The following is a 24,912-nucleotide window of genomic DNA, read 5'->3' on the forward strand; positions in this document are numbered from 1 at the left end:
CGGAACCGCGGCCATGATCACGCTCCGTGCAGGCATCACGATCTTTGTGCCAGAGCCCGTTTTGTATTGCCGCTCACACGTTCCTAAGCCCCGGCCTGCCGAATCTCCTAGGCTCCACCAGCCAAACCGCCGCTTCTCTGATCACGGGAAGCGGCGTTCGTGCCATTAGCCTTCAGGTCGGTCAGGCTTGCCCCTGACTGGGCGGCCAGGGTGTTGCCGGTGTGGCGGAGGTCGTGGAAGTGCAGGCCCTGTACGCCCATCTCCTTGAGAGCTTCCGCCCATTTGGCCTCGCGTCGGAAGTTGCCGCCCCTGAGGAAGGCCCCGCGCTTACCGAGGAAGACGAAGGCGTCGCCCGGTGGGGCGACGTAGGTGGCCAGGTGTTCGGTCAGTACGGGGATGACGACTGCCGGAATGCTCACCGTCCGGCGTCTTGCTCGTGACTTGAGCGGGCCCAGGCGCATCTCGCCGCCGCCGAGTGGCCGCCCGAGCGCGGCCACACGCTGCGCGTGCGGCCTGGGGGCCGTTCCCGCGCGCGCCCGCGCTCGGATCACGCCGTCTTACACCTTCCGCACCATGACGCCGGCCGCACGGACGAAGTCCTCCACCGCCACGCGGACTTCCGGAGTCAAAGCCTTCACCTCATCCGAGGTCTCGGCCTTGTTCATGCTCTTGACCAACTCCATGGCGTGGTTCGCGAGTCGTCTGATCTCGACATCCTCCGTGATCAGTTCCACCTGATACAGAGCCGTCCACCCCGCTGCACGTGCGCGCAAGACCTCATCCACCGCCGTGCGGTAGGCCTCGCTGTTCCTGTCGTCCTTGGCCCGCTCGCTCCAGGCCCGTCGTTGGGCACTGCGGAAGTCCAGGATTGTACGCGCAAAGTCGCTGTAGATCTTGATCTGCTCGCCTCGAAGCCGCTCCGCTCGAGCGAACCTCTCCGATCTGTCGATGGAACGACGCTGGAGTAGAAATGTCATCAGAGAACCTAAGAGGGTCCCTGTGACCGCAATGATGGATGTGACGATCGCCGACATTCCCTGAGTTGACCACGAGGTGCTTTCGCGTGTGAAGCGCAGCCAGGTGCTCTTGCCTCCGGCGAGGGCGCTCCGGCTCCGGGATGGTCGTCATGCCGGGTATCAACGCGGTAGGTGGCTGAGGTGCAAGCCTGATCATCGCGTCCGCAAGCCTGACCATCGCGTCCGCCATCGGCTCTGGCCGACTTTCCCTTCGGGCGGGTCGACGGCAGACGGGATGATCAGAGGACGGGGTCCTCGCGTTGGGCGGAGTGCCCAGGTGGCGAGCGTGATCGTCGTGCCATTAGCGTGCCATTAAGGGCGGTCAACAGCGGTTGATTGCGGTCACTTGCGGACTGTCTCCCGCGCAGGTCGAGGCTGTTGTCCTTCAGGATCAGGCCGATTTGCAAGCAGGTGTCAGGAGTTCGAATCTCCTAGGCTCCACCGCAGGTCAAAGGCCACTACTCGTGATCGGGAAGTGGCCTTTTCGATCTTGTATGGCTGCGAGGCCCAGCCACGGCGTCAATCGTCTGCGCGCATGCTCTGCTCTTGCGGATGGGGAAGCCGTAGCGCTGTGAGATCTCCTTGAGGGCTTGGACGCAGGCCGACTGAACTGGCTGGTAGTTCGCGTAGTTCAGTTTCACGCTCGCGTATGGCTCGTTGCGACACGGTCCTCGACCGGAGGTCGTTCCGTGCCAGCCGCACAGGCCTTTGTATCCCTCTGTGCCTGGGTTGTGATTCTTGCGTTCGTAGGGCTTCACCCAAATCACGACGTCTGCCATGACTGCTGACGTTACGAGCCTTGTCGATGGCAGGGTAGAGAGCGGTTGCTGTACGAAGCCGTGAATTGCGAAAGCCGCCCCGGTCAGAGATGGCCTACTGTGATAGATCCTGCTGTCTCCGGCGTTCTAAATGATCTCCAAGGCACTTGAGTGCCTTGCGCATGTCTTCTCGTCGATCGTGTCTTCACTCGTAATTAAGGGGTCTGGGGTTCGAATCCCCAAGGCGGCTCCCAACGCAAAGGTCCTCCCGGATGATCCGGGAGGGCCTTTTGATCTCCGTACAGCAGCGCCATACAGCAACCCCTGCAGCCGATGCCCATCGATGGGCTACGGATTAGGCTGATCCGGTGGATGTGACTGCCCTGGAGAATCTGCGCTTGGCGAGCGTGCTAGCAAGTCAGTTCACACATCGATCTGAACCCCCGGTCATAGGCGAGGTCTGGCTCAGATTCGAGACGTTGACTGTCAACCTAGGTGTGGCCGCTGATTGGGAACTCAGGATCGACCCCGAGGAGCCGGGGGAGGGCTACGTGATGGAGGAGCTGGGCAGTCGCGTGGATGTGATCACCGCTCCCGATGAAGTTTCCTTCGTGAGGTACATCGGTCAGCGGTTGCGGCGCTTGGTCGAGGAGTTCGATGACTTGTCCGGCCAACGCATGCGCATGGCCTTCGAGTTCGAGGATGGAGCTGTCATCGCCCGAAGTTGGGGAGGCGACTTGCAGATAGCCCACGCCTAGAACCGCAGCGGAGACCAGCCCCTAGCCGTGGGAATGGCCTCCGCTGATGGCATGACTAGGGTTCTGTGGGGCTAGAGATCTGGGCTGGCATTGAGCTGGTCGACGGCCTTGCGGGTCTCCGGGCTGGCGATCTGGGTGTAGACGTTCATGGTCACGGAGATCTGCGAGTGACGCAGGATGCGCATTGCCACCTGAGGTGAAGCCCAGAGCGGCGAGCATCGAGGCGCAGGTGTGGCGGGTGTCGCGGACGCGGATGCGTGGGACACCGGCGGCCTTGCCACGTAGCTCGAACGAGCGGTTGAAGTTGCGTGGTTCGACGGGTGTGTCGTACCGGGTGGTGAAGACGAGCTCTGAGTGGGCGTTTAGCCCTGAAAGATGATATTAAGGCCGCTTTGTCTCGCACACTGATCGCCATATCAACACGAGCTTCGACCAACTTTGGTGGTGGATAGGCGATTCGAGGGAGTGCGACGCGCCCCGTCTGACCCGAAAAATCCTGTCTCATTCCAACATGAGGCACCTCGCCCAGGTTTGATCGACGGCCGGACAGCCGTCTGGCCAGCCACTTCGCCCGGCAGTACGCCAAAGGCATGACCGAACCGCGACCGTATCCCAGCGACCTGTCCGACGCCCGATGGGCGCTCGTCGAGCCTGTCCTGACCGCCTGGCGCGCAGCACGCCGCGCAGGCGCCCTCGACATCGGACGCCCGCCCGAACACGACCTGCGCACCATCCTGAACGCCATCCTCTACGTCAACCGCACCGGCATCCCCTGGCGCTACCCGCCGCACGAGTACCCGCCCTGGCAGACCGCCTACGCCTACTTCGCCCACTGGCAGAAAGACGGCATCTTCGACCAGCTCACCAGCCTGCTACGCCGCCACGTGCGCACCACCGAAGGCCGCAACCCCGACCCCAGCGCGTGCGTGATCGACGCCCAAAGCGTCAAAACCTCGGCCAACGTACCCGCCACCAGCCAGGGCTACGACGCCGGCAAGAAGATCGCCGGCCGCAAGCGCAGCATCGTCACCGACACCCTCGGCCTCCTGCTCGCCGTGCTGGTCACCGCAGCCGACATCTCCGACAGCGCCGCCGGACTGCCGCTCCTGACCCAGGTCGCCGCAGGCCAGCCCACCCTCACCAAGGCCTGGGCCGACAGTGCCTACCGCACCACCGTCATCGAGGGCGGCGCCGCTCTCGGCATCGACGTCGAGGTCATCCAGCGAGACCCGGCGACCAGGGGATTCACCCCACTGCCACGCCGATGGGTAGCCGAGCGCACCCTCGGCTGGCTGATGCTGCACCGCCGCCTACGAAGCACGAACCGATCGGGCCGAAGCCGTGATCCACATCGCCGTGATCGACCTCATGGCCCGCCGCCTCACCGGCGAAAACACCCCCACCTGGCGCGGCACCTGAACCCGAGACCAGACAGGATTAAACGCCCACTGAGTCCTTCCACTTGTCGCCGGCTTCCTTGCGAGCTCCCTCCTGGACCGGCGTCGGTGCTTGAGCGCGGTGACGCACAAGGCCGGGAGCGGCAGCGAGGCGTCTGAGTCGGTGGTCTTGGTGGTGTCGCGGTGGAGCAGTTTCCGTGGACGCGGTTGAGCTGCTGAGACATTCACAGTTCTTGGCCGTCGAGGTTGATGCTGTCCCAGGTGAGGCCGAGGACTTCACCACGCCGGAGGCCGAGGACGAGCATGAGCACGAAGGTGGCGTAGAGCGGTTCGTCTATGGTCCGAAGGTGTTCAAGGAACGTCCGGGCATGCTGATCGCCGCGACCTCGAAGAGCGTGGTCCGTGGCGAGGCGCGCAGCAGGAGACCTGCCAGGACCACCGGCAGCAGGAGTTCGGCCCACGAGAGCAGCTGCCACCATGCACTTGTCGTCATGAGGAAGGGAACGACGAAGTCGGCTCCCCCGGCAGATCCCGATGTTCAGCTCTGCCGCGCTGATCCGGGAAGTCTTCAGGATGACCGGCCCGGAGACGGTCAGGACCGCCCCGGCGCGGAGTGTCTCTGCGAGGAGGTTCGTCTCTGCATGAGGTGTCTGCCCCACGACAGCCTCCGTTCTCCTGCTTGCCGGTAGATCGACTCGGGCGACAGTAGTGGACGAAGGTCATGGTCCGGCAAGCGCGATGACAGCAGCCCTGATAGCAACGTCCCCGCACACGGGCTCACTGCGACCACCGCCCACCACCCTCTGAACACGGCGTCCGGCAGTCCAGGTCATCAGGCTGGGCTTCTGACCTGGCGTTTTTCTGTGGAGTGCTGGGAGGGCAGCGCGGCTCGGGTGCGATTGGGTCGCTCCGAGGAACTGACCAGATGGCTGCGTGGAGGACGAAAACCAGAGTCTCTCCAACTGCCCACGGGGTTGACACTGGTGGTGGACTTCTCGGAGCGGCGAATGGGGGGCTGCGGCTAAGTGGGCGGAATTTTGCTGCGCTCAGTCGCCTTGGGCTGGGATTATGCCCTTTGCATGTCATATCGAGGCAACCCTCGATGAATGACAGAAAGGTGCGTCATTAATGGTGCTTCGTGGGCCTAGCCCTAGTCAGCAGCAGGTCGTCGTGGCTGCCGGACATGCCTATGCGGCCGGGCGGCGGGTCTTCGTCGCCCGGTTCACTGCCCCTCTGGACAAGGCGCCCGAAGGAAGAACTCTCCCCGAGATCGGTGAGCTCATCGAGGAGATCGAGGGGCAGGGGTGGTACTTGGAGCACATGGCCACCAGCGTCCTGGTGGCCGCCTTCGGTCGCCGCCACGACAACATCACGTGCCTATTCCGTCGTGGTGAATGAGAGGTGAGCGGCGGTGGCGTCGTCGTAGGTCTTGCCGCGGGGCCAGCGTTCGCCGTGCGGGTCGGAGTGTTCGGCGGTTCGGACTTGGGAGATGAGGTTCGCCGGCCCGTGCTGGTCGAGTGTGTCCAGGGCTTCGCGCCAGGTGGCCAGGTGGAAGCGGTCGACGAGGCGGGAGGTGCCGTCGCTGAGCAGGGCGGCTGCGCGTACCCGGTCGGCGGGCATGTTGCCGGTGAGGGCTTGGTCTGCGGCGAGGGGGTTGGTGGCGGCGACCCAGAAGCCGCCGTCGCGGTTGCGGTGGGAGCGCAGGGTTTCGACGTAGCGTTGGCGGGCTGAGACGTGTGCGTCGCTGCCGGAGTCGAGGGCGTCCATCTCGGTCCGGTAGCGGGTGCTTACCTGGGCTTCCCGGTCGTCGCAGATGACCGTCGGGTCTGGGGGGCCGGTGATGTCCAGGACGAGGACGGGGTCGGCTAGGACGAGCCATTCGATCAGCTCGTTCCTGCGGCGGAGCATGATGACGGTGGTCGAGGGGGAGCCGGGGTGGTTCAGGTCGCAGGTGTTGTCGTGGAGGGAGCTGACCGTCTTGATCGCTTCGGCCAGCAGCTCGGGCAGGGGACTGGCGGCTTGGCTGATCGAGGCGATGAGGGCGGAGCCAAGGGTGCGGGAATACCAGGCCACGCCGTGGGAGCAGCCGGAGTCGGAGCCAGGCGGGGTGCCGGCGCCGTCGACGAGCACGGCGGCGTCCGGGGTGGCGGCGACGAAGTCCTCGTTCGGCCTGCCTGGGGCTGCTTGGGTGGCGAAGGCGACTCGCACGGCTTATTCCTCTTCGTGCTGGTAGAGCGGGCTCGCCAGCTCGGCCTTGATGGGCTCGCCGGTTGACGGGTCGTACTCGACGCTGACCACCGTGGAGAAGCGCTTGTCGCCGATCTGTCCCCACAGGGCCGCGCTCTCTGTCTGGAAGAGCTGCATCATCTGACCCCTCGTCGCTCCAGCTCAGGATGATGGGGTTGGTGAGCGCCGCCATGTGTTCGTTGGGATGACGCACCTCAACGCGGACGAAGGACGATTCCTCCGCATTGGTATGCCACTCCAAGACGCCTGATCCATCGCCTGGCAATGCTGCGCGGTGCACCGTCCCTCGATCGGTGTGAAAGCTGACAATGCCGGACGGCACACCACAGACGTCCACCCGGACCACAGCCGGTTCGCCGTAGGTATCCAGCCGCCCCCCGATATCGGCGCTGCCATCACCAGCAAAGGCCTGGAGCGACAGCTCAACCGTGGCCGATTCGGCGATCCAGGTCCGGCCGGCACGGATGCCGGCGAGGACCGCGTCCGCACTCAGTTCCTCAGCCAGCACGACGGTGTGCGGTCTGCCGATCTGGCCCTCCAGATGGGTGTCGCTGTTGCCCATCGCAGGTCGCCACCGTCCACGGCGGTTGTCGACGGCCAGGCCCCGGCCCCATTCGGCCAGTGCTGCCGCATTGTCCGCCTGCCAAGGCTCATCGGAGAGCCAAAGTCCGTTCCACACCTCCACCACATCAAATCCCTCGAACGGGTACATGAAGACGCCAGAGGGGTACGGCGCATGCGGGTGGGCCGCCACGCATAGGCCACCAGCCTCATGTACCTGATCCAGATGCTTGCCGATCACGTCGTCGCGGACGCCGTACCGCCAGTCGACCAGCTGCCCCGGATCGATGCCGAGCGCCAGCCAGTGCCCGGTCTGGCTGGTGGCCTCCTGGCCAAGGATCACCAGCAGGCCGTCGCCGACGAGCGAACCCCACGCACCATGCGCATCTGCGGTGTTGTGCTCAGTGGTCGCGATGAAGTCCAGCCCCGCCGCACGAGCGCCGGCCGCGAGCTGCTCCGGCGTCAGCTCTCCACCGTTCGAGAGAACCGAATGCACATGGCAGTCACCTCGATACCAGCCACGCTCCTGACCAACCACCCGCTTCGGCGGGAACTGCGATTTCGACGTCCCAATGTCCGTGACCATCCCGGCAGCGTATTCACTTCACAGGAGAAATCCACAAGTAAGCTCGTCGGACTTGCGTGCTACGTCGCGTTGACGTTCGTCCGTGGAGTGCCGGCAGATGAGGGCGGCGCTGGTGCTGTGTGGCCCATGCGGGTCATCGGCTCCTCGATCAAACGGCGGGACACCGGGCCGGCCCCGCACGCATGAACCGAACGCTCCAACCTGGCCCAATGCCGTCGTACAGGTGCAGCCTTTACGATTGCCACGCGTAGTTGGCCGTCGCACATTGCTGGGGGCGGTGTGATTGCGGTCTGCTGCCAATCTGAGGCATGGACCAGTCGGGGCGTAGATGCGGCAAGCTACGCACTTTCGGATCGTGGATCAACGTGGGATGCTCTCGCCATGACCGCGGTAGGGACGAGGTGAACGATGCTCCATACAACCCCACCCACCGAGTCGGACAAGATCGATACCCTCCGCGTGTGTGGCACCGTTGTGCTGGTGCTGGGCCTGGCTCTTTGCGTAGGAGCCCTGTTCTTCGCAGAGGGCGAGCCACCCTGGCAGGTCCTTGCAGTCTTCACGCTCGTGGTCCTTGTTGGATTGACTCTGCGCATTGAAGCGGCTGTCCGTCACCGTTAACCCCTCCAGGCCTCGGAGTACGTTCGATGATCTTGGGCTCAGGTGTGAGCGTTTCGACATGGGGGCAAATCAGGGGGCTGGTGGGGGGCGCGGGGAACGCGGTTGAGCTACAGCGCGCCTAGCACTTCGCCCAATAGATCATCCGACCGTACGAACGCAGCATCGTCGAATCAGGTGGCCCGTCATGGATTCGTGACTCGATGAGGGGGCCGTCTCCAGAGAGAAGAGCGTCGAGCTCGAAGATCGCATCCTCGATGTCCTCGTCGAGTTCACTGGTACGGCGTCGAACCCAGAAATGCAATCCGACGCGTTCCGTCTCCACGCAGACTGCGACGGCAATGACGTCAGCAGAAATAAGTCCCAATAATGCTTGGACCGCATCCAGAACTATCGCGTTCTCTCGCTCAAGTTCCTCTGAACTGGTCATGGGCCCACTCCAGTTAGGGGTGACCGACATGATCACAGCGTATGAGGTGCTGCTTGAGCAGCGACGATCCGTTGGAGGAGCCGGTATTCTTCCGGTCTGATCCACAGGGTCCAGGTCGCCAGGCTGCCCTGAGAGTGGTGACGGTCTCCGTCGCTTTTCAGCGCGTGCCTGTCATCCGTACGTGCCACCCACGTTGTAGTCATCGCCGGAGACGACGAGACGGAGATGACTGATGGACGACGGGTTCGCCCAGTACGTGGCGCATCGCCATCTACGGCTGTGCCGGATGGCGTACCTCCTCACCAGGGACTGGGGCACCGCCGAGGACCTGGTGCAGACGGCGTTGGCCAAGGCATGGGTGGCCTGGCGGCGGATCGAGGGCAACCCCGATCCGTACGTCTATCGCATCATCGTCAACACCCACGCCACCTGGTGGCGTCGGTTGTGGCGTGGCGAGGTGCCGGTCGAGACCCTGCCCGAGACGGCCGACCCGCAGGACCACGCGGCCGCCGTGGGGGACCAGGCGGCGCTGTGGAAGGCCATCGCCACCCTGTCGCCCCGTCAGCGGGCGGTGATCGTCCTGCACTATTTCGAGGGACGGACGCTCACCCAGATCGCCGACATCGTCGGCTGCTCGCTGGGCGCGGTCAAGAGCCAGCTCGGCAGGGCGCTGACCCGTCTGCGCGTCGATCCGGACATCCGCACCATGAATCTGAAGGAGCTCCAGCGATGAGGCACACGGAGAGCAACCTGCGCACGCTCCTGGACACGTACGCCCATGACGCGAACAGCAGGGAACCGGTCCCCCACCTCGACGCGATCGTCCGCCGAGGCCGCCGGATGCGGCGGGTCCGACGTTCGCTGAACGTCGGGGTGCTGGCCGTCGCCACCGTCGCTGCCGTCATGTTGACGGGCCCCGACCGGACCGACCAGGCCGCGGTGGCCGCGCCGCCCAGCTCGGCGCGGATCCAGACGCCCCCGGAGCTGCCCAAGACGTTCCCCGTAGCGCTGGGAGCCGAGAAGTTCACCCTTCCCCTCATCCACACCCAGCGCTTCGGCACGACAGGCGTCCGCCAGAGCGTGACGTTCACACCGACGAGCTTCTCCACCGGTTACAAGGTGGTTTGTGCTGATCCCCGAGCATGGGTCGTCGTCAGGGTCCCGCTCAAGAGCGGCGAATCGGGCGGCACGTCCGGGCGGTGCGGCGCCGGGGTGGGCGGCCACCACGACCGGCTGTCGGCACCGACCAAATGGCTCAAGGGCCGCCAGACGATCCAGGTATGGGTCTTCCCCGCGGACGCCCCCGTCGTCAGGGTCGCCGAAGAACTCGGCCGCTGCCTGCCGTCCCGGAAGGGGGCGACATGCGACGAACCGGCGGCCAGCGCCTCACTTTCCCGTTCGGACGTGCTCGAACGCCTCTCGGCGGAGGTCGGCGAACAGCCCGGCGAGTGGGCGGTCGGCGTCTACGACCGCCCAACCACCGTTGATCGCGGTCACCAACCCTCCTGATCACGGGGCACGATGCCGGACGGCGTCCCGCCCGACAGGAGGCACCGGAAGAGCGGCACCGCGGCCCTCACCCCGCCCGCCGTCCGGGCGCGCGGCGGGGGCCGGTCCCGGATGGTGGCGGGCCGGCGTCTGTGCGAGGCGATCGGGGTGTAGTCGATCATCGCCTGTTCGGCCCGAACGGAACATGGCCGGCAGTCGGACTTTCCTGCGCACCGCTCGCGGATGCCTGTCCGCCCACTAGGCTCCAGCCGTGATCACGATAGTCGACTATGACCCCATATGGCCGGATCGGTTCGAGGCGCTGCGCAGGGAGTACGCCGAAGCATTGGCAGCCGCCGAAGTCGCCGTGATCTCCATCGAACATGTCGGCAGCACGTCAGTTCCCGGGCTGGCCGCCAAGCCGATCATCGACTGCGACATCGTGGTGGCGGAGCAGGATGTCGCCGCCGCCACGGACGTCCTGATCGGCCTGGGGTTCTCGCCGTTGGGCGAGCGGGGGATCCCCCAGAGATGGGCCTTCAAGGCACCCGCACGACTCGCCGGGACCCACACCTACGTCATCGTCGACGGTTCGCTGTCCCTCCGCAATCATCTCGCGGTCAGAGACACCCTGCGAACCAACGCGAGACTTCGCGACCAGTACGCCATGGTGAAGAAGCACGCTGCCGGGAACGCCGCCGACATGGACGACTACGTCCGAGGAAAGAACGCGACGGTCCAGGCCATTCTCGCGGAAGCCGGCCTGACCGACGCTGAACGAGCCTCGATAAATGCCAGCCAGGTGCCGTCCCAATAGGGGCTCGGCGTGCACAACCGAGGTCAGGTGTAGTCCGCGTACGCCATGTGGATCCCGCAGTTGCGGCACCTGAACAGGTAGCCGGTCGGGTTGCCGTCTTTGTCGAGTGCGGCAAGGAATTCGTCCACCTGCTCGGTGGACCACCCGCCGGTGGAATTCTCGAAGCGCAGCATTTCCCGCGCATCCGGGTAAGCGACGAGTTCCGATGCCCCGACTGCGCCGAGGAAAGCAGCTCCGTCGCCGCAATGGAACAGCCAACGGTTTCCCTGCCAGGTGGAGAAACCGGGGGTGCGGCGGCTGATGACCTCGATCACCTTCGTTGGGACGTCGTCCGGGACGTCATACACATCCACGAAGGTGGCATCGAAGCGGGTTGCCAGACTTCCGTCCGCGATGCACCAGGGGCATGGCTCACCGGCGAGAGACTCGACGCAGTAGACCGGCCCTGTATAGACGTAGCCTCTCTGTTTTTCACAGCACACGCAGGCGGCATCAGATGCCGTCACCGATCCCGTGTTGAGGGGGGCCGGGTGATAGGCGAAATCGGGCAGCATGGCGGTAGCGTACGCGGGTGGACAGGTAGAGCCGTGCTGCCGCAAGCCGTCACCTCTCCAGGCCGGGAAACGGGCTCGTAGGAATGAGGGGCCCAGCCGACAGCCGCGTCCTTCCATCGGACGCCACATCCCGATCTGCTGCCTGTGCTGCTCCGGACTCTTCTGCGATGCTCTGCCGTGTGAATGAGCCGGACGACGCCGCCACCCCGGAAACAGGCGCAACAGGTGACGCCCTTACCGTGAGAGCCCTGTACTTGCAGCGGTGGTGACCGCTTTCGATCTCATTTTCCAGCAAGAGCTCTCCACCAATGCTCTCCTCGGGACGCTCATTTTCGCTGGGATCGGTGTCGGCCTTCGCATCGAAGCCGCGATTCGCCTGCGTGATTGACCGGCCGTCCCGCTGCCAAGCTGCCTGTAGGCGTCGCATGGGAACAGGTCAGCCGATAAGGGTCGGCCGGGCGTCGTAGGTCATGATGCCCCTGGCGGGTTACCGAAGAGCAGAGGGCGGTTCGATGGCTGTGCGCAGGACGGACCCGCCTTCTCGGCGTGAGCGACGAGCAAGGAGCGGGCTCTTGGGCCCCGCCCTGGCCAACCTCGCGCTCGGCGTGCCCGCGGCCCTGCCGCTCGCTCTGGCGCGCTGGCTGCTGACCGAGTACCTGCCGATGGACTGCAGGAGCACGGAAGACCTCGCCAAGCCGGGTCTCGTCAACTGCAACTACACGACGCTCGATCACGCGAGCGTCGTCATGTTCCTCCTGGCGGTGACCGGCGTCGCCACCCTGGCGCTGGTGGTCGTGGTCGACGTGGTTCTCCCGGTCCGGCGCAGGCGGGGGCTTGCGGCCCGGCTCGGCACGGCGGTGCTCATCCCGCTGCCGTTCGCGGCCTGCCTGGCGCTGCTCTGACGCCGGGACCCGGGGTGTCCGTCGGCAGAGGGGAAGGTGCTCAGCTGAGGTCGGCGATGAGCGCGGCGAGTTCGCCGCGGGAGGCGACGCAGCGCCGCGCTGCCCGCCGTACGGCGCTCGTGAACAGAACGGCCCCGGATGACGTCTGGGGCCCGCCTGTACGACGGCGAGCCGCGGGCTGGAGTCGGCAGCCTGCTTTCCCGCCTTGACCGCTGGCCTGCTTCGCGCGAGTTGTGAATGCCCACCAGCTCGGGCAATGTGGCCGTGATCACGCTGCTCAGTCGTGAGAGGCCGCCCGTGTACGTGGTCTATCGATCCTGGGACCAAGGGATGTTGGGAAAGTCGGTCCGGCGCCTGGCCGAGCCGACGGTCCTGGAGTGGGTCCGGAACGTTTGGAGTGATACCGCGGCTCAGGACACCCATGACCGGCTCATGCGGGAGCTGGGGGCGAATGTCCATGGGCTGGACTGTCTCTTCTCGGAGGGCGGCCCGGCCCCCGCGACCATGCAGGAGCTCCGCACTCTTGCCAGAACGCGGATCCCGGACGTCTATCAGTGCAACGTCGACGAGCACAGCGTTCGCGTGCTCGCCAACGGGCTGAATTATGACGTGGCCTACTATCTCGTCGATGACGCCGCGGTCGCGGCGGATCCGGGGCGGTGGGCCTTCGCCGTGCACGACGGGCCGCTGCCCGAGGTGGCTGATGCCGTTGCGGGCGCCACGACGTTCACGCCGCCGCTGCGGGTCACCGAGCTGACCGAGCGAGCGCCTGCGGAGGAAGGGTGCGTCTTCGCGGTACTGCTCACCTGCAAGGCGAGGCACGACAGCATCGGCTGGAATCCCACTCACGTGTTGCCCGGTGTACGACTGTCGCGATTCGGCGCGGCGCTACGGGACCTGGACGCCTCCACCGAGGAGTGGCCCGAAGAGCTGCGTGTTCTGCGTGTGCTGGTCGCGCCCGGCGAGGACGGCGTAGCGGCCGCGCTGGAGCGTTGCAGCCGATGGCCCGAGCATCCGCGGGGGGCGGGCCAGGAGCATGCCCTGCCTCACTCGCATGCCGAAGCGCTGCGGCTCCTTGAGACTGATCGCGACGGGACCGTCGTCCGGACGGGTGAGCACGTGGCCCAGATGTTCGTCCACGGCGGCCACGGGACGTACGAACAGTGGTTCCTCTTCGACGACCGATGGGCCGGCGCCTACCCTGAGCTCGCCTCGTCGCTGATCTGGTTCGCCTACCACTGGGATCCGCTCTGCTCAGGTGATCACCTGCACCTCACCCCCTGCTCCGACAACCGGGTCCGGTACGTCGCCGTAGTGGGGGACGACGGCCAGACACACGTACGACAGGCGCTACCCCTCGACGAGGCACGCGTGTGGGACCTGCGCCGCTGGTCCTACGAGAAGCGGCCGCCAGGCGATCCGATGGCCGGAGAAGTGCTCGGCACGGTGGAGATCCAGCTGCAGCAGCCGTCACCGGACACGTGCAGGCTCACCGAGTTCAAAATCACGCGCAGTCGTCATGGGCAGGCGGTCGCCGGTCTGCTCGGCCGACGCGTCCGTCAGGAGCTGCAAGAGGCCGGCATCAGCCGCACCACCGGTTGGCTGCCCCAGAACAACCTGTATCCGCACGGTCGTCGTTTTCTGCGGGTGCTCGGGCGGATTCGTGAGGGCTCTGAGGGGGCCGATGTCCTGATCGGCGGGTGATGGGTGCCCGCCTCCGGTGCGGGGTCGGAGGCGGGCGTGGTGCGGGGTTGAGTCGCAGTCAGGCGGGGAGCAGGCCGATGGCTGCCTTGGCCTGACGGACCTTGGCGCCGGCCAGGTCGCGGGCTTGTTCGGCGCCGGCCCGCAGGGCCTTCTGGACGTGGCCGGGATCTTCCGACAGGTGCACGTAGCGGTCGCGGATGGGGGTGAGGGTGGCCACCACCGCGTCGGCCACCGCCTCCTTGAGCTCGCCGTAGCGGTCGAACCGGGACGCCAGGTCCTCGGGGGCGTGGCCGGTGCAGGCGGCCAGGATGGCCAGGAGGTTCGAGACGCCGGGTTTGCGGTCGGGGTCGTACGCGACCGTGTTGTCCGCGTCGGTGACCGCGCGCATCACCTTGCGCCGCAGCACGTCGGGCTCGTCGAGCAGGCGCAGGGCGCCGCCCGGCGTGGCGGCCGACTTGCTCATCTTGTCGCCCGGGGACGTCAGGTCCATGAGACGGGCGGCCACCGGCGGGTTGACCGCCGTGGGCACGGTGAAGACGGGGGCGTACCGGGTGTTGAACCGCTGGGCGACGGTTCTGGCCAGCTCGACGTGCTGGCGTTGGTCCTCGCCGACGGGGACCTCGTCGGTGTCGTACAGCAGGATGTCGGCGGCCATGAGGATCGGGTACGTCAGCAGCGACATGCGGACCTGCTGCTGACGGCCGGACTTCTCCTTGAACTGGATCATCCGCTGGGCCTCGCCGTAGCCCGTGGTGCATTCGAGCAGGTAGTGCAGTTCGGTGTGTTCCGGGACGTGCGACTGGACGAGGAACAGGCAGGACTCGGGGTCGGTGCCGGCGGCGAGCAGCAGGGTGGCGAATTCCAGGGTTCGCCGGTGCACCTGGGTGGGGTCGTGGTCCAGGGTGAGCGCGTGCAGGTCGGAGATGAAGACGACGGTGTCCGTGGTGGTCTGACCGGCGATGATCGGCGCGATGGCGCCGAAGTAGTTGCCGAGGTGCAGGTCGCCGGACGGCGTGAAACCCGTGAGACGTCGTGGCATCGGTGGAGCTCCCTCAGGTCGGGAGCCGCCTGTCGTCCTGGATCGGCCGAGAGATGAGGACACCGACGGGCCGCCCGGGACTGGGCGGCCGCTTTGTCAGGTCTGCGCGGATGAGCAGTGCCGCCCGGTTAGGGGCGCCACCAGCCGAGAAATGAGTGGATCATCCGCATGACGCATACCGTACCACCCGGTTTGGAGCGGGCGGTCCGCTGGTCGATGAGTATGGTCAAACGTCTGGTGGTTCGGTGGGTTGGTCCGGGATCATGCTGCCCGTGGCGATGCTCCGGTTGTTCGCGATAGGCATTCTTGCCGGTGCTGCGCTGTGCCTGGTCCTGTGGTCGCCGCTACGTGAGGACGATTTTCAGCATGCGCGGGTCTCGACGCTGATGGCCCTGGAGATGGGGCAGTTCGTCACCGTGCCGATCGCGCTGGTCGGGGGGTTCGTGCTCGCCGTGAAAGGGGCATGGGCGCGGACTCCTGGCTATCTGCTGGGGACGGTCACGACCCTTTTCGGGGTGCTGGTCGCCACTCAGGCATGGGCCATGGGCGAATGGGTCGAGACCGGTCCGTCCGGGATAGGCGATCCGGAAGGCGAAAGCGTCCTGGTGCTTCTGGGCCTCTTCTCCGGTGCGGTGACTACGGTCGTCGGCATGTCCATCTTGATGTTGCGATGGTCCGGCTACGATTCCTCGACCGCGCCGGTACGTCAGCGACGCCCGCGCAGGCGCAAGTGAATATTCTCGTGGTGCGAGGAGTCCGGTGAGACGTCGGTTCTGGCGGGTGCTGGTTGCGAGTGTCGTGGCGTTGTCGGGAATGGCCGGGCAGGCCGCGTCGGCCGAGGTGGAGCCCGGTCCCGCGGACGTCGCCGCTGACAACGGTGAAATCGCGGTGTTCCTCTGTACGCCCTCCGCGCGCGGGTGTGACAAACGGCATGCGACGGCGAGACAGCGGCGCGACATGGAGGCTTTCCTGAACTCCACGCCGGGCGTGACCGAGGTCCGGTTCGTGAGCCGGGCGGCGTCCTATGCGGGGTTCCGGCGGGAGTTCGCCGGTCAGCGGAAGATGCTGGCCGAGGTGCGGGCCAAGGACATGCCGGAGTCGTTCTGGATCCGGGTCTCCGAGGTGGCTGATCGGACCCGCATCGTGAATGCGGCGGATCGGCGGCCCGGGGTCGGGCTGGTGGTCGATCAGCTGGAGACCCGTCGCGTGACCCGGCCGTACTGGAGTGTGGAAGTCTCCGTGTTCCTCTGCACGGGCGATTCCTCCTTGCCCGAGTGCCGGCACGGGCGGGGAGGGGCGAACAAGAAGGCCGCCACCGCCAAGGAGAAGAAGGCGATCGTCGCCGTCATCGAGCGGATTCCCGGCCTCGAATCGTATGAATACGAGGACCAGAAGACGGCCTATCGCCACTTCGTCGAGACGTACGCGGACAATGAGACGTTGATCGCGGCTACCAGGGTGTCGGACATGCCCGAGTCGTATCGGCTGTCGATACAGCCGGAGGTGAACCGCGGCCCCTGGCGCCACCGGCTCGCGAAGATGCCAGGGGTCAGCCAGGTGTGGGACCACGAGTGCGTGTCGCAAGTGGCGCGGCTCTGGTCCGAATACGGGCTGCAGGACGTCGAAGCCCTGACCCGGGCATGCGAGTAGCAGCGTCGACGCGCGAGCGTTCTGTTCAAGACCGGGATGTGGCGTACGGCTGAGACTGCGCTCATGTCGCAACAGACCTTCACCCCCGCCCTCGGACGCCTGAAGTTCACCCGCCTGTACGACCCGGTGGTCGCCCTGACGCGGGAACGGCTGTGGCGCAGCCTGGTGGCCATGCACGTCGCCCCCAGGCCCGACGACACGATCGTGGACGTCGGCTGCGGCACCGGTTCGCAGGCCATGCTGCTGCACCGCCTCGAACCGCGGGCCCGGATCATCGGCGTCGACCCCGATCCGGAGACGCTGGCCCAGGCGCGACGCAAGAGCAGGGCGAGCGGGACGGCCCCGGAATGGCGGCTCGGCATGGGGGACGCGCTGACCGGCCTGCTGGGGCCGGGGTCGGCTGACACGGCGATGTCGAGCCTCGTCCTCCACCAATGTCCGCTTCCGATGAAACGCGCGATCCTCGCCTCGATGCACGCCGTGCTGCGGCCGGGCGGCAAGCTGGTGATTGCCGACTACGGGTGGCAGCGGACGGCGTCGATGCGGCTGGCGTTCCGTGTCGTGCAACTGGCCGACGGGGTGCGGGACACGCAGCCCAACGCGGACGGCGTGCTGCCGGAGCTGATGACCGGCGCGGGGTTCGCGGACGTCCGGGAGGCGGAGGTCGTGCGGACGGTGACCGGCTCGATCTCCGTCTACGTGGCCACCCGCGGCTGACCGGCTCGATCTCCGTCTACGTGGCCACCCGCGGCTGACCGGCTCGATCTCCGTCTACGTGGCCACCCGCGGCTGACCGGCGCAGCAGCGGCAGCACGGTCGCCGGTGTGAGCCCCAGCATGTCGCGCAGCTGCCGGTGGAAGTGGGCCTGGTCGGCGAAGCCGCCGTCGAGCGCGGCCTCGGCGATCGAGCGGCCGTCGGCCAGGGCGCGGGCCGCTCGGGTGAGCCGCCGCCAGATGCGCCACCGGGCGAGCGGCATGCCGAGTTGCAGCCGGGCCAGGGCGCGCAGGCGTTGGGGGGACAGCCCGGCCTGCGCGGCCGCGTCGGCGACCAGGAGGTTCCGCGACGTCAACGCCTCCATCGCGATCACCAGGCGCGGATCGAGCGCCCGGGACGGCCGAGGTTCCGCCGCCAGACGGAAGTCCTCCTCACGAAGAACATGCAGGTCGGCGGCCGCGGTGATCACCCCACCGACGGACGGGAAGCCGGAGCCGCCGAGGGAGCCGACGGTGGGCGGAAGGCCCGAGCCGGCGGGGGAGCTGCCTCCCGCAGCTGAAAGGCCGGAGCCGGTGGATGACCGGTCGGGGGCCGGGGTGCAGCGGTCGCGCAGGGTGGACGCGTACGAGCACTGCGGCTCGACGAACCAGATGCGGACGTCCGGCGCCCCCGGCATGCGGTGCCGGACCATGGGCGGGATGATCAGGGCAGGCCCGCGATGACACGCCCCCCGTTCGTCGATGACGGTCACCTCGCCCTCCACGGCGGCCGTCACCTGGTAGGCGGCGTGACGATGGAGCGAGTTGTCCGCCGACGGCCCCTGGTACGACGCGTACCCCTCACCGATGAAGAACCGGCTCGTCATCCCTCACCCCGCATCACCGGACCACCGCCCATGGTGCCGGAAACCGGGACGTGCGGGATCAGCTCCAGGTGGCGCGCTTGAGCACGCCGGCCAGCCCGTAGGTGTTCCAGGCGTCCACCACCAGGATCCCGGACCGCGGCAGGAACCACTCCTTCTCGTTCCACCTGGCGGTGGTGCGGCCGGTGTCGTTCGTCACGCAGCGGTTCGGCCAGGTGGTGTACGTCGCCTTGTGCCCGGAGCCCACCGGCCGCAGCCCGCGGTAGGACGCCTTCTCGCCGGGATACCAGCTCAGGTTGGAGTTGAACGGGCACGGGATCACCCCGCTGAACGGATGGAACTGCTGCTTGCCCGTGTACGTGACGGACCCGCCGCCGACCGGCACGTTCGTGTAGTCCTTCGGGCCGAAGATCCAGAAGCTCTCGCAGTCGGGCGCGAACGGCTCCGGCTTCTTGCACAACAACCCGGTCACCACCACGACGTGGTCGCCCGACCGGTGCACCTTCCAGTCGGCGGGGATCCGCAGCGTCATGCCGCGGAAGGAGAGCGTCTTCCTCGCGGAGGAGGCCGACGCGAGGGACGCGGTCGCGGGCAGCACGGGCAGCGCGGTGGCGCAGGCGGCGGTCAGGGCGGCGAGGAGGAGAGGGAGCTTTCTCATGGTTCGGGAAGGTACGCACCCCCACTTGCGGAGGGCTGGCCATCCACTTGGAGGAGGTCCGTCCTGGGTGGGTATGGGGTAAAGCATGATCTTCCTGAGACGGGCCGTCCTGATGGCCGTCCTCGCCTTTCTGGTCATCCCGATCACCGAGGTCGTCGCCGCGCCGCAGCCGGCCGCGGCGCAGTCCGGCGCGCGCGCCCACGCGGGCGCGCAGGTCAGTGCGGCGCGGGCCCGCCGCATGCTGGCCCAGCTACGGGTCGCCAGGCCCTTATCGCTGCGCGGCTACACCCACCGCCGGTTCCAGCCCAGGTGGGGACGTCACAAGGGAAGGTGTGACGTACGCGAGACCGTCCTGGCCCGGGACGGGCGGCGGGTGCGCAGGAACGCGGCCTGCCATCCCATGAAGGGCGTCTGGTACAGCCCGTACGACGGCAGGCGGTTGAAGAGCGAGCGCATGGTGGACGTCGACCACGTCGTCCCGCTGGCCTACGCCTGGCGCTCGGGCGCCAAGAGGTGGAGCCAGGCGCGGCGGCGGGCCTTCGCCAACGATCTCACCCGTCCTGAGCTGGTCACCGTCAGCCATTCCGCCAACATCGCCAAGGGCGGGCAGGGGCCGCAGAGCTGGCGTCCGCGCCGCCGTGCCTACTGGTGCCGCTACGCGACCTCGTGGATCACCGTGAAGCACCACTACCGCCTGTTCGTGACGCGCAGCGAGCGCGTGGCGCTGGCCAACATGCTCCGCACCTGCGGCCGCTGAGCGCGTGTCCACCTGGCCGCCCGGACGTTCACGCGTGAACGTGACGCGGAGCGAGCAGTTCCTTGAGCGCCCGAGCCGTCGCGCGCGGGAAGGCCGTGTTGCCGTTGTGGCCGCCCGGCAGCGTGACCGGCTCGACGCCGAGCAGCTCGGCCAGCGCGAGCGCGCAGCGGTAGGTGTGCACCGACGGCCGGGTGGCGAGGCCGATCGCCGGGATCACCCGGGTCCCGGTGCCCACCGTCTCCGCCGGGGCGAGGTCGTCCTCCATGACGGCCGTGAACTCCGTCCCGATGAAGAAGCCGAAGTTGGCCTGCCGCCGGGCCGTGAGCGGCTGCGGGGTGAGGCCGTCCTCGGTCTCGTCGTGGGCCGGGTCGATGCCGAGGTGCCGGGTGATCGCGGGGAAGGCCGCGGCCAGCCCCCCGTCCGCGTACGCCCGCTGGATGGCCGCCAGCTCGGCCACGTGCTCGGCGCGCCCGGCGGCGGGCAGCAGGTTCGGCAGCACGGGCTCGTGCGCGATCAGCGTGCCGAGCACGCCGGGGTGGCGGGCCGCGACCCGCAGGCCGATCGCGCCTCCCATGCTGAACCCGGCCATCAGGGCGGGCCCGTCGGCGACCTCGGCGAGCAGCCGCGCGACGTCGTCGGCGTGGTCGGCCATGGTGACGGGCGGCGCGGCTGGGTCGAGGGTGCTGCGCGACAGGCCGCGCCGGTCGTAGGTGACGACGGTGAAGGCGTCGGCCAGGAGCGGCACGAGGTCGGCGGTGCGATCGGCGTCGCCCTCGCCGCTCTGCGACAACAACAGGACCGGGCCGCTGCCCTCGACCTGGAAGTGGAGGGTGGCGCCTGGGACGGGAAGGGTGTTCATGGGGGTCTCCTCCGTTAGGAAAAAAGCATCTAAATCGATGCATCGATATAGATGTATCATGACTTCATGAACGGAGTCGAACTGTTCCTGCTCGGCCGCACCCTCATGAAGATCGGCGAGCAGGCGATGCCCCAGCCGAAGGGCGACGGCCCCCGGGGCTCGGTCCGTACGGTGCTCGTCGTCCTCGGCGACGTGGTCGCCCACCCCGGCACGACGGTCAGCGAGATCGCGGCGCGGACCGGCCTGCCGCAGAGCCAGGTGTCCACGGCCGTCGCCCGGCTGGAGTCCACGGGGTCGATCGAGGGCGTGCCCGATCCGGCCGACCGGCGGCGGCGGCTCATCCGTCCCGCGGCGACGCCCTCCGCCCGGGTCGCCGAGGTCAGGGCCGCCACGATCGACGACGCCCTCGCCGCCGCCCTGCCCGATCCGGCCCCCGAGGCGGTCCGCGAGGTCACCGCCGCCCTGGAGGTGCTGGCCCGCCACCTCACGCCGGAGGTCGCCGCCCGCGTACGCGAGGTCGAGGGGGCGGCGGGCGTCCTACGATCTCAATCGTGAAGACACCGGCACGCAGTCTCTATGTCATCGTGTGCGCGGCCGGCCCGGCCGGCGACGTGGCCAGGCTGGTCGTCCCGGCCCAGGAGGAGGGCTGGGACGTCCAGGTCGTCGCCACGCCGTCGGCGCTCGGCTTCATCGACGTGCCAGAGCTGGAGCGCCTGACCGGGCGCCCGGTCCGCAGCCGGTACCGCAAGCCGCACGAGCCCAGGCCGCCGAGGGCCGACGCGATCATCGTCGCCCCGGCCACGTACAACACGATCAACAAGTTCGCCATGGGCGTCGCCGACACTTACGCGCTCGGGCTGCTGGCCGAGGCCCCGGGGCTCGGCATCCCCGTGGTCGTGCTGCCGTTCGTCAACAGCGCGCTCGCCGCCCGCGCGCCCTTCCGGCGCAGCGTCGAGGAGCTGCGGTCGGAGGGGGTGCGCGTCCTGATCGGGCCGGGGCAGTTCGAGCCGCACACGCCGAGCGCGGGCGACGGCAACGACACCTACGTCTGGGAGAGCGCGCTCACGGCGCTGCGTCCGTGACGAGAGGCCCGTCCGTGACGAGAGGCCGGAAAGAGGCGCGGTAGGACTGCGGCGGCACGCCGACCACCCGCTTGAACCGCTCGCGGAGGGCGACCGCCGAGCCGAACCCGGACTGCGCGGCGATCCGCTCCACGCCGTGGTCGGTGGTCTCCAGGAGGAGCTGCGCCCGCCGCACCCGGGCGCGCAGCAGCCACTGCAGCGGCGTGGTGCCGGTCTGCTCGCGGAACCGGCGGCCGAACGTGCGCTCGCTCATCCCGCAGTGCGCGGCCATCGCAGCCAGGGTCACCTTGCCGTCGAGGTTGTCCTCGATCCACGCCAGCACCGGCTCCAGCAGCGAGCCCTGGGGCACGGGCGGCCGGGTGTGCGCCATGAACTGGGCCTGGCCGCCCTCCCGCTCCAGGGGCGTCACCGACAGGCGGGCCGAGTCGGCGGCGACCGCCGAGCCGAAGTCGCGCCGGACGAGGTGCAGGCACAGGTCGAGCCCGGCGGCGGCGCCGGCCGAGGTCAGGATCTGGCCGTTGTCGACGTAGAGCACGTCGGGCCGCACGTCGACGTCGGGGAACAGCTCGGCCAGCCGGTCGGCGGCCATCCAGTGGGTGGTCGCGCCCAGCCCGTCGAGCAGCCCGGCGGCGGCCAGGGTGAAGGCCCCCACGCAGATGGAGGCGACGCGGGTGCCGGCGGCGGCCGCGTCGCGCAGCGCCGCGAGCACCTCGGGCCCCGGCGGGACGGCCTGCTCCGAGCAGCCGGGCACGATGATCGTGTCGGCGGTGCGCAGCGCCTCCAGGCCGTGGGGCGCGACGATCGTGAAGGCGTCGGCGGGCACCTGCGGTGTCGCCGCGCACACCTGGACCCGGTACGGGCGGCTCCCGTCGGCCAGCCGGGCACGGCCGAACACCTCGACCGGGATCGCCAGGTCGGCCGCCACCACGTGATCGAGGGCCAGGATCGCCACAGTGTGCATGCGGCCACGCTAGGCCAGGCGGCGGGCGGTTGGCGGGAACTCGTCGGTGTTTGTCGAACCAGCCACTGTGACGGTCCGGACGGCCCGCCTAGCCTGGCTGCGTTCCCCTCGAAACCGGCAGGAAGTGCCCATGTCCATCCTCATGCCGATCCTGATCGGCCTGGTCGCCGTCTCCCTCGTCTCCCTGATCCCCGAGCCGCACGGCCGCCGTGCCAACGCCGTGCTGGTGGCCGGCGCGGGCGCCGCCTACCTCAGCGGCGGCGGGCTCGGCTACTGGGAGTTCCTGCTGCCGGTCGTGATGACCTACGTCGCCTACCGCGGGCTGGAGAGCTGGACGTTCATCGGCATCGGCTGGCTGCTGCACACCGCCTGGGACGTGCTGCACCACCTCCAGGGCAGCCCGCTGCTGCCCTTCGCCGCGGACTCCTCCTTCGGCTGCGCCATCTGCGATCCGGTGATCGCGTTGTGGTGCTTCGCGGGCGGTCCGCCGGTCCTCGGCCGGCTGCGGGCCCGCTTCGCCCGTCCGCGGGCCTTGTCGAACGAGATTCGCGAATGACATTCTGGAATTCGGAACCTCGTCCCCGGAGGACGTATGGACAAAGAAGCCCTCCGCCGCAAATACCTCGAAGAGCGCGACAAGCGGCTCCGCCCGGACGGCGACGACCAGTACGTCCGCCTCACCGGCCGCTTCGCCCACTACCTCGACGACCCGTACACGCCGAGGACCGAGCGCGAACCGAAGACCGACCACGTGACGGTGGCCGTCGTCGGCGGCGGGTTCGCCGGGCTCGTCACCGGCGCCCGGCTCAGGGAAGCGGGGGTCGGCGACGTGCGGATCGTCGAGAAGGGCGGCGACTTCGGCGGCACCTGGTACTGGAACCGCTACCCGGGAGCCCAGTGCGACACCGCGTCGTTCGTGTACATGCCGCTCCTGGAGGAGACCGGCCACATGCCGACGGAGAAGTACGCGCACGCGCCCGAGATCCTGGAACACTGCCGCCGCATCGGCAAGCACTACGGCCTGTACGACGACGCGCTCTTCCACACCGAGGTCCAGGACCTGGAGTGGGACGCGTCCCGGTCGCGCTGGACCGTCCGGACGAACCGCGGCGACGCCTTCACCGCCCGGTTCGTGGTCATGGGCATCGGCCCGCTGCACGTGCCCAAACTCCCCGGCATCCCGGGCATCGACGAGTTCCGCGGGCATTCGTTCCACACCAGCCGCTGGGACTACGACTACACCGGCGGCGACCCCACGGGCGCGCCCATGGACCGGCTGGCGGACAAGCGCGTCGCCGTCATCGGCACGGGCGCGACGGCCGTCCAGTGCGTGCCGCACCTGGCCCGCGCCTGCGCCGAGCTGTACGTGTTCCAGCGCACCCCCTCCTCGGTGGACGTACGCGACAACCGGCCCACCGACCCCGCCTGGTTCGCCAGGATCGCCACCCCCGGCTGGCAGCAGTGCTGGCTGGAGAACTTCACCGGCAACCAGACCGGCGGCCTGGTCGACGAGGACCTGGTGATGGACGGCTGGACCGACATCGCCCGCCGCGTCCGCGCCCGCATCGCGGCCCTGCCGCCCGAGGACCTGACCCCGGAGAAGATGGCGCAGGCGTACGAGGAGTCCGACTTCGAGAAGATGGAGGAGATCCGGGCCCGCGTCGACGCGATCGTCGCCGACCCGGAGACCGCGGCGAAGCTCAAGGCCTGGTACCGCCAGCTCTGCAAGCGTCCCTGCTTCCACGACGAGTACCTGCAGTCCTTCAACGTGCCGGGCACCCGCCTGGTGGACACCGACGGCAAGGGCGTCGAGCGCGTCACCGCGCGGGGAGTGGTGGCCGCGGGCGTCGAGTACGAGGTCGACTGCGTCATCTACGCCTCGGGCTTCGAGGTGACCACCGACTACACCCGGCGCGCCGGCTACGAGCTGACCGGCCGCGACGGCCTGCGGCTCACCGACCGCTGGGCGGACGGCATGCGCACTTTGCACGGCATCCACGTGCACGGCTTCCCGAACGTCTTCGTCGTCCAGCCCACGCAGGGCGCGAACCTCATCTCCAACATCCCGCACAACCTCACCGAGGCCGGCCGGACCATCGCCACGATCGTCAGCCACGCGCTCGACCAGGGCTTCGACGAGGTCGAGGCGACCCAGGAGGCCGAGGACGCCTGGATCGAGCTGCTGCTGTCGGGCCCCGGAAGCATCCTGGGCGCCTCCGCCGACTGCACCCCCGGCTACTACAACAACGAGGGCCGCGACGCCGGCATGAAAGGCCGGCTGAACATCGGCCATCCACAGGGGGCGATGGCGTACTTCGCCTACATCGACGGCTGGCGCACGTCGGGGGCGTTCGAGGGGCTGGAGTTCCGCAAGCGCGCAGAGGGAGAATGATCCGGCGCGCACCGTGAAAACATTACTGCCGCCGCAGTGAATTCACTCTTCCGTGACAGGGACATTGTCCGTCATGGCATTCGATGTCACACTCATGCGTAACGC

Annotated in this window: 28 protein-coding genes and 2 pseudogenes; 17 read left to right on the plus strand and 13 right to left on the minus strand. The window is 68.0% G+C overall.

All coding sequences use genetic code 11. The annotated features are described in order from the left end of the window. Positions 1 to 107: 107 nt before the first annotated feature. Positions 108 to 419 carry a hypothetical protein gene (locus tag ACWEJ6_RS24730; protein WP_452426447.1) on the minus strand — a complete coding sequence of 104 codons (312 nt, stop codon included), beginning with the start codon at positions 417 to 419 and terminating at the stop codon, positions 108 to 110. 138 nt (positions 420 to 557) lie between these two features. Next, positions 558 to 977 (minus strand): hypothetical protein, encoded by a 420-nt coding sequence (locus ACWEJ6_RS24735; protein WP_387671892.1) that lies wholly within the window; start codon positions 975 to 977, stop codon positions 558 to 560. A gap of 1,165 nt (positions 978 to 2,142) precedes the next feature. On the opposite strand from ACWEJ6_RS24735, the gene ACWEJ6_RS24740 reads away from it, so the two are divergent. Both ACWEJ6_RS24740 and ACWEJ6_RS24745 read left to right on the plus strand, forming a co-directional pair. Then, the gene (locus ACWEJ6_RS24740; protein WP_452426449.1) at positions 2,143 to 2,532 is read left to right on the plus strand and encodes a hypothetical protein; all 390 of its coding nucleotides are present in this window, start codon (positions 2,143 to 2,145) and stop codon (positions 2,530 to 2,532) included. Between the two features lie 590 nt (positions 2,533 to 3,122). Next, a pseudogene (locus ACWEJ6_RS24745) lies at positions 3,123 to 3,951 on the plus strand (IS5 family transposase). A gap of 202 nt (positions 3,952 to 4,153) precedes the next feature. Here the strand turns inward: ACWEJ6_RS24745 and ACWEJ6_RS24750 are convergent. Then, a complete protein-coding gene (locus tag ACWEJ6_RS24750; RefSeq protein WP_452426451.1) occupies positions 4,154 to 4,588 on the minus strand; it encodes a hypothetical protein in 435 nt (144 codons plus the stop codon). A gap of 511 nt (positions 4,589 to 5,099) precedes the next feature. Between ACWEJ6_RS24750 and ACWEJ6_RS24755 the strand changes: the two genes are divergently transcribed. Next, positions 5,100 to 5,327, plus strand: coding sequence for a hypothetical protein (locus ACWEJ6_RS24755; RefSeq protein WP_397212643.1), 228 nt, complete (start codon positions 5,100 to 5,102; stop codon positions 5,325 to 5,327). Here ACWEJ6_RS24755 and ACWEJ6_RS24760 read toward each other — a convergent pair. The 4 genes and pseudogenes from ACWEJ6_RS24760 to ACWEJ6_RS24775 form a co-directional block, all read right to left on the minus strand. Then, positions 5,307 to 6,137 (minus strand): protein phosphatase 2C domain-containing protein, encoded by an 831-nt coding sequence (locus tag ACWEJ6_RS24760; RefSeq protein WP_452426453.1) that lies wholly within the window; start codon positions 6,135 to 6,137, stop codon positions 5,307 to 5,309. The two genes, ACWEJ6_RS24755 and ACWEJ6_RS24760, sit on opposite strands and share 21 nt — an antisense overlap. 3 nt (positions 6,138 to 6,140) lie before the next feature. Continuing rightward, positions 6,141 to 6,296: a hypothetical protein gene (locus ACWEJ6_RS24765; protein ID WP_452426455.1), complete on the minus strand. Its 156-nt coding sequence runs from the start codon at positions 6,294 to 6,296 to the stop codon at positions 6,141 to 6,143. Between the two features lie 82 nt (positions 6,297 to 6,378). After that, a pseudogene (locus ACWEJ6_RS24770) lies at positions 6,379 to 7,323 on the minus strand (CehA/McbA family metallohydrolase); the annotation flags it as partial. A 736-nt stretch (positions 7,324 to 8,059) separates the two neighbouring features. Further along, positions 8,060 to 8,368 (minus strand): hypothetical protein, encoded by a 309-nt coding sequence (locus ACWEJ6_RS24775; protein WP_452426457.1) that lies wholly within the window; start codon positions 8,366 to 8,368, stop codon positions 8,060 to 8,062. 232 nt (positions 8,369 to 8,600) lie between these two features. On the opposite strand from ACWEJ6_RS24775, the gene ACWEJ6_RS24780 reads away from it, so the two are divergent. From ACWEJ6_RS24780 to ACWEJ6_RS24790, 3 genes are all read left to right on the plus strand, one after another. Then, complete coding sequence (locus ACWEJ6_RS24780) at positions 8,601 to 9,101, plus strand: SigE family RNA polymerase sigma factor (protein WP_452426459.1); 501 nt, start codon at positions 8,601 to 8,603, stop codon at positions 9,099 to 9,101. Continuing rightward, positions 9,098 to 9,877 carry a hypothetical protein gene (locus tag ACWEJ6_RS24785; protein WP_452426461.1) on the plus strand — a complete coding sequence of 260 codons (780 nt, stop codon included), beginning with the start codon at positions 9,098 to 9,100 and terminating at the stop codon, positions 9,875 to 9,877. Before ACWEJ6_RS24780 ends, ACWEJ6_RS24785 begins: the two co-directional genes overlap by 4 nt. A 250-nt stretch (positions 9,878 to 10,127) precedes the next feature. Continuing rightward, positions 10,128 to 10,673: a GrpB family protein gene (locus ACWEJ6_RS24790; protein ID WP_452426463.1), complete on the plus strand. Its 546-nt coding sequence runs from the start codon at positions 10,128 to 10,130 to the stop codon at positions 10,671 to 10,673. 23 nt (positions 10,674 to 10,696) lie between these two features. Here ACWEJ6_RS24790 and ACWEJ6_RS24795 read toward each other — a convergent pair whose 3' ends face one another. Next, positions 10,697 to 11,227: a CbrC family protein gene (locus ACWEJ6_RS24795; protein ID WP_452426465.1), complete on the minus strand. Its 531-nt coding sequence runs from the start codon at positions 11,225 to 11,227 to the stop codon at positions 10,697 to 10,699. Positions 11,228 to 11,489: 262 nt separating this feature from the next. Between ACWEJ6_RS24795 and ACWEJ6_RS24800 the strand changes: the two genes are divergently transcribed. The 3 genes from ACWEJ6_RS24800 (at position 11,490) to ACWEJ6_RS24810 (ending at position 13,833) form a co-directional block, all read left to right on the plus strand. Beyond that, complete coding sequence (locus ACWEJ6_RS24800; protein WP_452426467.1) at positions 11,490 to 11,615, plus strand: hypothetical protein; 126 nt, start codon at positions 11,490 to 11,492, stop codon at positions 11,613 to 11,615. A 184-nt stretch (positions 11,616 to 11,799) separates the two neighbouring features. Continuing rightward, positions 11,800 to 12,129, plus strand: a complete 330-nt coding sequence (locus tag ACWEJ6_RS24805) for a hypothetical protein (protein ID WP_452426469.1) — start codon at positions 11,800 to 11,802, stop codon at positions 12,127 to 12,129. Positions 12,130 to 12,393: 264 nt separating this feature from the next. After that, the gene (locus ACWEJ6_RS24810) at positions 12,394 to 13,833 is read left to right on the plus strand and encodes a hypothetical protein (protein WP_452426471.1); all 1,440 of its coding nucleotides are present in this window, start codon (positions 12,394 to 12,396) and stop codon (positions 13,831 to 13,833) included. Positions 13,834 to 13,891: 58 nt separating this feature from the next. Here the strand turns inward: ACWEJ6_RS24810 and trpS are convergent, their stop codons facing one another. Further along, entirely contained in the window at positions 13,892 to 14,872 is a 981-nt protein-coding gene (trpS, locus tag ACWEJ6_RS24815; RefSeq protein WP_452426473.1) for a tryptophan--tRNA ligase, read from the minus strand. 272 nt (positions 14,873 to 15,144) lie between these two features. On the opposite strand from trpS, the gene ACWEJ6_RS24820 reads away from it, so the two are divergent. From ACWEJ6_RS24820 to ACWEJ6_RS24830, 3 genes are all read left to right on the plus strand, one after another. Next, entirely contained in the window at positions 15,145 to 15,606 is a 462-nt protein-coding gene (locus tag ACWEJ6_RS24820) for a hypothetical protein (RefSeq protein WP_452426475.1), read from the plus strand. A 25-nt stretch (positions 15,607 to 15,631) separates the two neighbouring features. Next, a complete protein-coding gene (locus ACWEJ6_RS24825; RefSeq protein WP_452426477.1) occupies positions 15,632 to 16,522 on the plus strand; it encodes a permease-like cell division protein FtsX in 891 nt (296 codons plus the stop codon). Positions 16,523 to 16,585: 63 nt separating this feature from the next. Beyond that, positions 16,586 to 17,239 carry a class I SAM-dependent methyltransferase gene (locus ACWEJ6_RS24830; RefSeq protein WP_387671933.1) on the plus strand — a complete coding sequence of 218 codons (654 nt, stop codon included), beginning with the start codon at positions 16,586 to 16,588 and terminating at the stop codon, positions 17,237 to 17,239. A gap of 16 nt (positions 17,240 to 17,255) precedes the next feature. Here ACWEJ6_RS24830 and ACWEJ6_RS24835 read toward each other — a convergent pair whose 3' ends face one another. Further along, positions 17,256 to 18,101, minus strand: a complete 846-nt coding sequence (locus ACWEJ6_RS24835; RefSeq protein ID WP_452426479.1) for a helix-turn-helix domain-containing protein — start codon at positions 18,099 to 18,101, stop codon at positions 17,256 to 17,258. 58 nt (positions 18,102 to 18,159) lie between these two features. After that, positions 18,160 to 18,756 carry a hypothetical protein gene (locus tag ACWEJ6_RS24840; RefSeq protein ID WP_452426481.1) on the minus strand — a complete coding sequence of 199 codons (597 nt, stop codon included), beginning with the start codon at positions 18,754 to 18,756 and terminating at the stop codon, positions 18,160 to 18,162. Positions 18,757 to 18,841: 85 nt separating this feature from the next. Between ACWEJ6_RS24840 and ACWEJ6_RS24845 the strand changes: the two genes are divergently transcribed. After that, positions 18,842 to 19,513, plus strand: a complete 672-nt coding sequence (locus ACWEJ6_RS24845; protein WP_452426483.1) for an HNH endonuclease family protein — start codon at positions 18,842 to 18,844, stop codon at positions 19,511 to 19,513. A gap of 28 nt (positions 19,514 to 19,541) precedes the next feature. On the opposite strand, the gene ACWEJ6_RS24850 is transcribed toward ACWEJ6_RS24845, so the two are convergent. Continuing rightward, positions 19,542 to 20,372 (minus strand): alpha/beta fold hydrolase, encoded by an 831-nt coding sequence (locus tag ACWEJ6_RS24850; RefSeq protein WP_452426485.1) that lies wholly within the window; start codon positions 20,370 to 20,372, stop codon positions 19,542 to 19,544. Positions 20,373 to 20,438: 66 nt separating this feature from the next. Between ACWEJ6_RS24850 and ACWEJ6_RS24855 the strand changes: the two genes are divergently transcribed. Both ACWEJ6_RS24855 and ACWEJ6_RS24860 read left to right on the plus strand, forming a co-directional pair. Beyond that, complete coding sequence (locus ACWEJ6_RS24855; protein WP_452426487.1) at positions 20,439 to 20,927, plus strand: MarR family transcriptional regulator; 489 nt, start codon at positions 20,439 to 20,441, stop codon at positions 20,925 to 20,927. Next, positions 20,924 to 21,454: a flavoprotein gene (locus tag ACWEJ6_RS24860; protein ID WP_387671949.1), complete on the plus strand. Its 531-nt coding sequence runs from the start codon at positions 20,924 to 20,926 to the stop codon at positions 21,452 to 21,454. The genes ACWEJ6_RS24855 and ACWEJ6_RS24860 overlap by 4 nt, the downstream gene beginning before the upstream one ends. Here ACWEJ6_RS24860 and ACWEJ6_RS24865 read toward each other — a convergent pair. Continuing rightward, on the minus strand, positions 21,435 to 22,415 hold the full coding sequence (locus ACWEJ6_RS24865; protein WP_452426490.1) for a GlxA family transcriptional regulator: 981 nt from the start codon (positions 22,413 to 22,415) through the stop codon (positions 21,435 to 21,437). The two genes, ACWEJ6_RS24860 and ACWEJ6_RS24865, sit on opposite strands and share 20 nt — an antisense overlap. 130 nt (positions 22,416 to 22,545) lie before the next feature. Here ACWEJ6_RS24865 and ACWEJ6_RS24870 point away from each other — a divergent pair, with 130 nt between their 5' ends. Next, positions 22,546 to 22,971, plus strand: a complete 426-nt coding sequence (locus ACWEJ6_RS24870) for a DUF6010 family protein (protein WP_352363358.1) — start codon at positions 22,546 to 22,548, stop codon at positions 22,969 to 22,971. A gap of 36 nt (positions 22,972 to 23,007) precedes the next feature. Beyond that, positions 23,008 to 24,807, plus strand: coding sequence for a flavin-containing monooxygenase (locus tag ACWEJ6_RS24875; RefSeq protein WP_452426492.1), 1,800 nt, complete (start codon positions 23,008 to 23,010; stop codon positions 24,805 to 24,807). Positions 24,808 to 24,912: the final 105 nt, after the last annotated feature.

The sequence above is a fragment of the Nonomuraea sp. NPDC004702 genome, from assembly GCF_053601695.1.

Bases quoted from the DNA above. Each gene is read 5' to 3' on its own strand.
- ACWEJ6_RS24735 (WP_387671892.1), bottom strand. From the start codon at position 977: ATGACATTTCTACTCCAGCGTCGTTCCATCGACAGATCGGAGAGGTTC.
- ACWEJ6_RS24765 (WP_452426455.1), bottom strand. From the start codon at position 6,296: ATGATGCAGCTCTTCCAGACAGAGAGCGCGGCCCTGTGGGGACAGATC.
- ACWEJ6_RS24775 (WP_452426457.1), bottom strand. From the start codon at position 8,368: ATGACCAGTTCAGAGGAACTTGAGCGAGAGAACGCGATAGTTCTGGAT.
- ACWEJ6_RS24780 (WP_452426459.1), top strand. From the start codon at position 8,601: ATGGACGACGGGTTCGCCCAGTACGTGGCGCATCGCCATCTACGGCTG.
- ACWEJ6_RS24785 (WP_452426461.1), top strand. From the start codon at position 9,098: ATGAGGCACACGGAGAGCAACCTGCGCACGCTCCTGGACACGTACGCC.
- ACWEJ6_RS24795 (WP_452426465.1), bottom strand. From the start codon at position 11,227: ATGCTGCCCGATTTCGCCTATCACCCGGCCCCCCTCAACACGGGATCG.
- trpS (WP_452426473.1), bottom strand. From the start codon at position 14,872: ATGCCACGACGTCTCACGGGTTTCACGCCGTCCGGCGACCTGCACCTC.
- ACWEJ6_RS24830 (WP_387671933.1), top strand. From the start codon at position 16,586: ATGTCGCAACAGACCTTCACCCCCGCCCTCGGACGCCTGAAGTTCACC.
- ACWEJ6_RS24835 (WP_452426479.1), bottom strand. From the start codon at position 18,101: ATGACGAGCCGGTTCTTCATCGGTGAGGGGTACGCGTCGTACCAGGGG.
- ACWEJ6_RS24840 (WP_452426481.1), bottom strand. From the start codon at position 18,756: ATGAGAAAGCTCCCTCTCCTCCTCGCCGCCCTGACCGCCGCCTGCGCC.
- ACWEJ6_RS24845 (WP_452426483.1), top strand. From the start codon at position 18,842: ATGATCTTCCTGAGACGGGCCGTCCTGATGGCCGTCCTCGCCTTTCTG.
- ACWEJ6_RS24850 (WP_452426485.1), bottom strand. From the start codon at position 20,372: ATGAACACCCTTCCCGTCCCAGGCGCCACCCTCCACTTCCAGGTCGAG.
- ACWEJ6_RS24855 (WP_452426487.1), top strand. From the start codon at position 20,439: ATGAACGGAGTCGAACTGTTCCTGCTCGGCCGCACCCTCATGAAGATC.
- ACWEJ6_RS24865 (WP_452426490.1), bottom strand. From the start codon at position 22,415: ATGCACACTGTGGCGATCCTGGCCCTCGATCACGTGGTGGCGGCCGAC.
- ACWEJ6_RS24870 (WP_352363358.1), top strand. From the start codon at position 22,546: ATGTCCATCCTCATGCCGATCCTGATCGGCCTGGTCGCCGTCTCCCTC.
- ACWEJ6_RS24875 (WP_452426492.1), top strand. From the start codon at position 23,008: ATGGACAAAGAAGCCCTCCGCCGCAAATACCTCGAAGAGCGCGACAAG.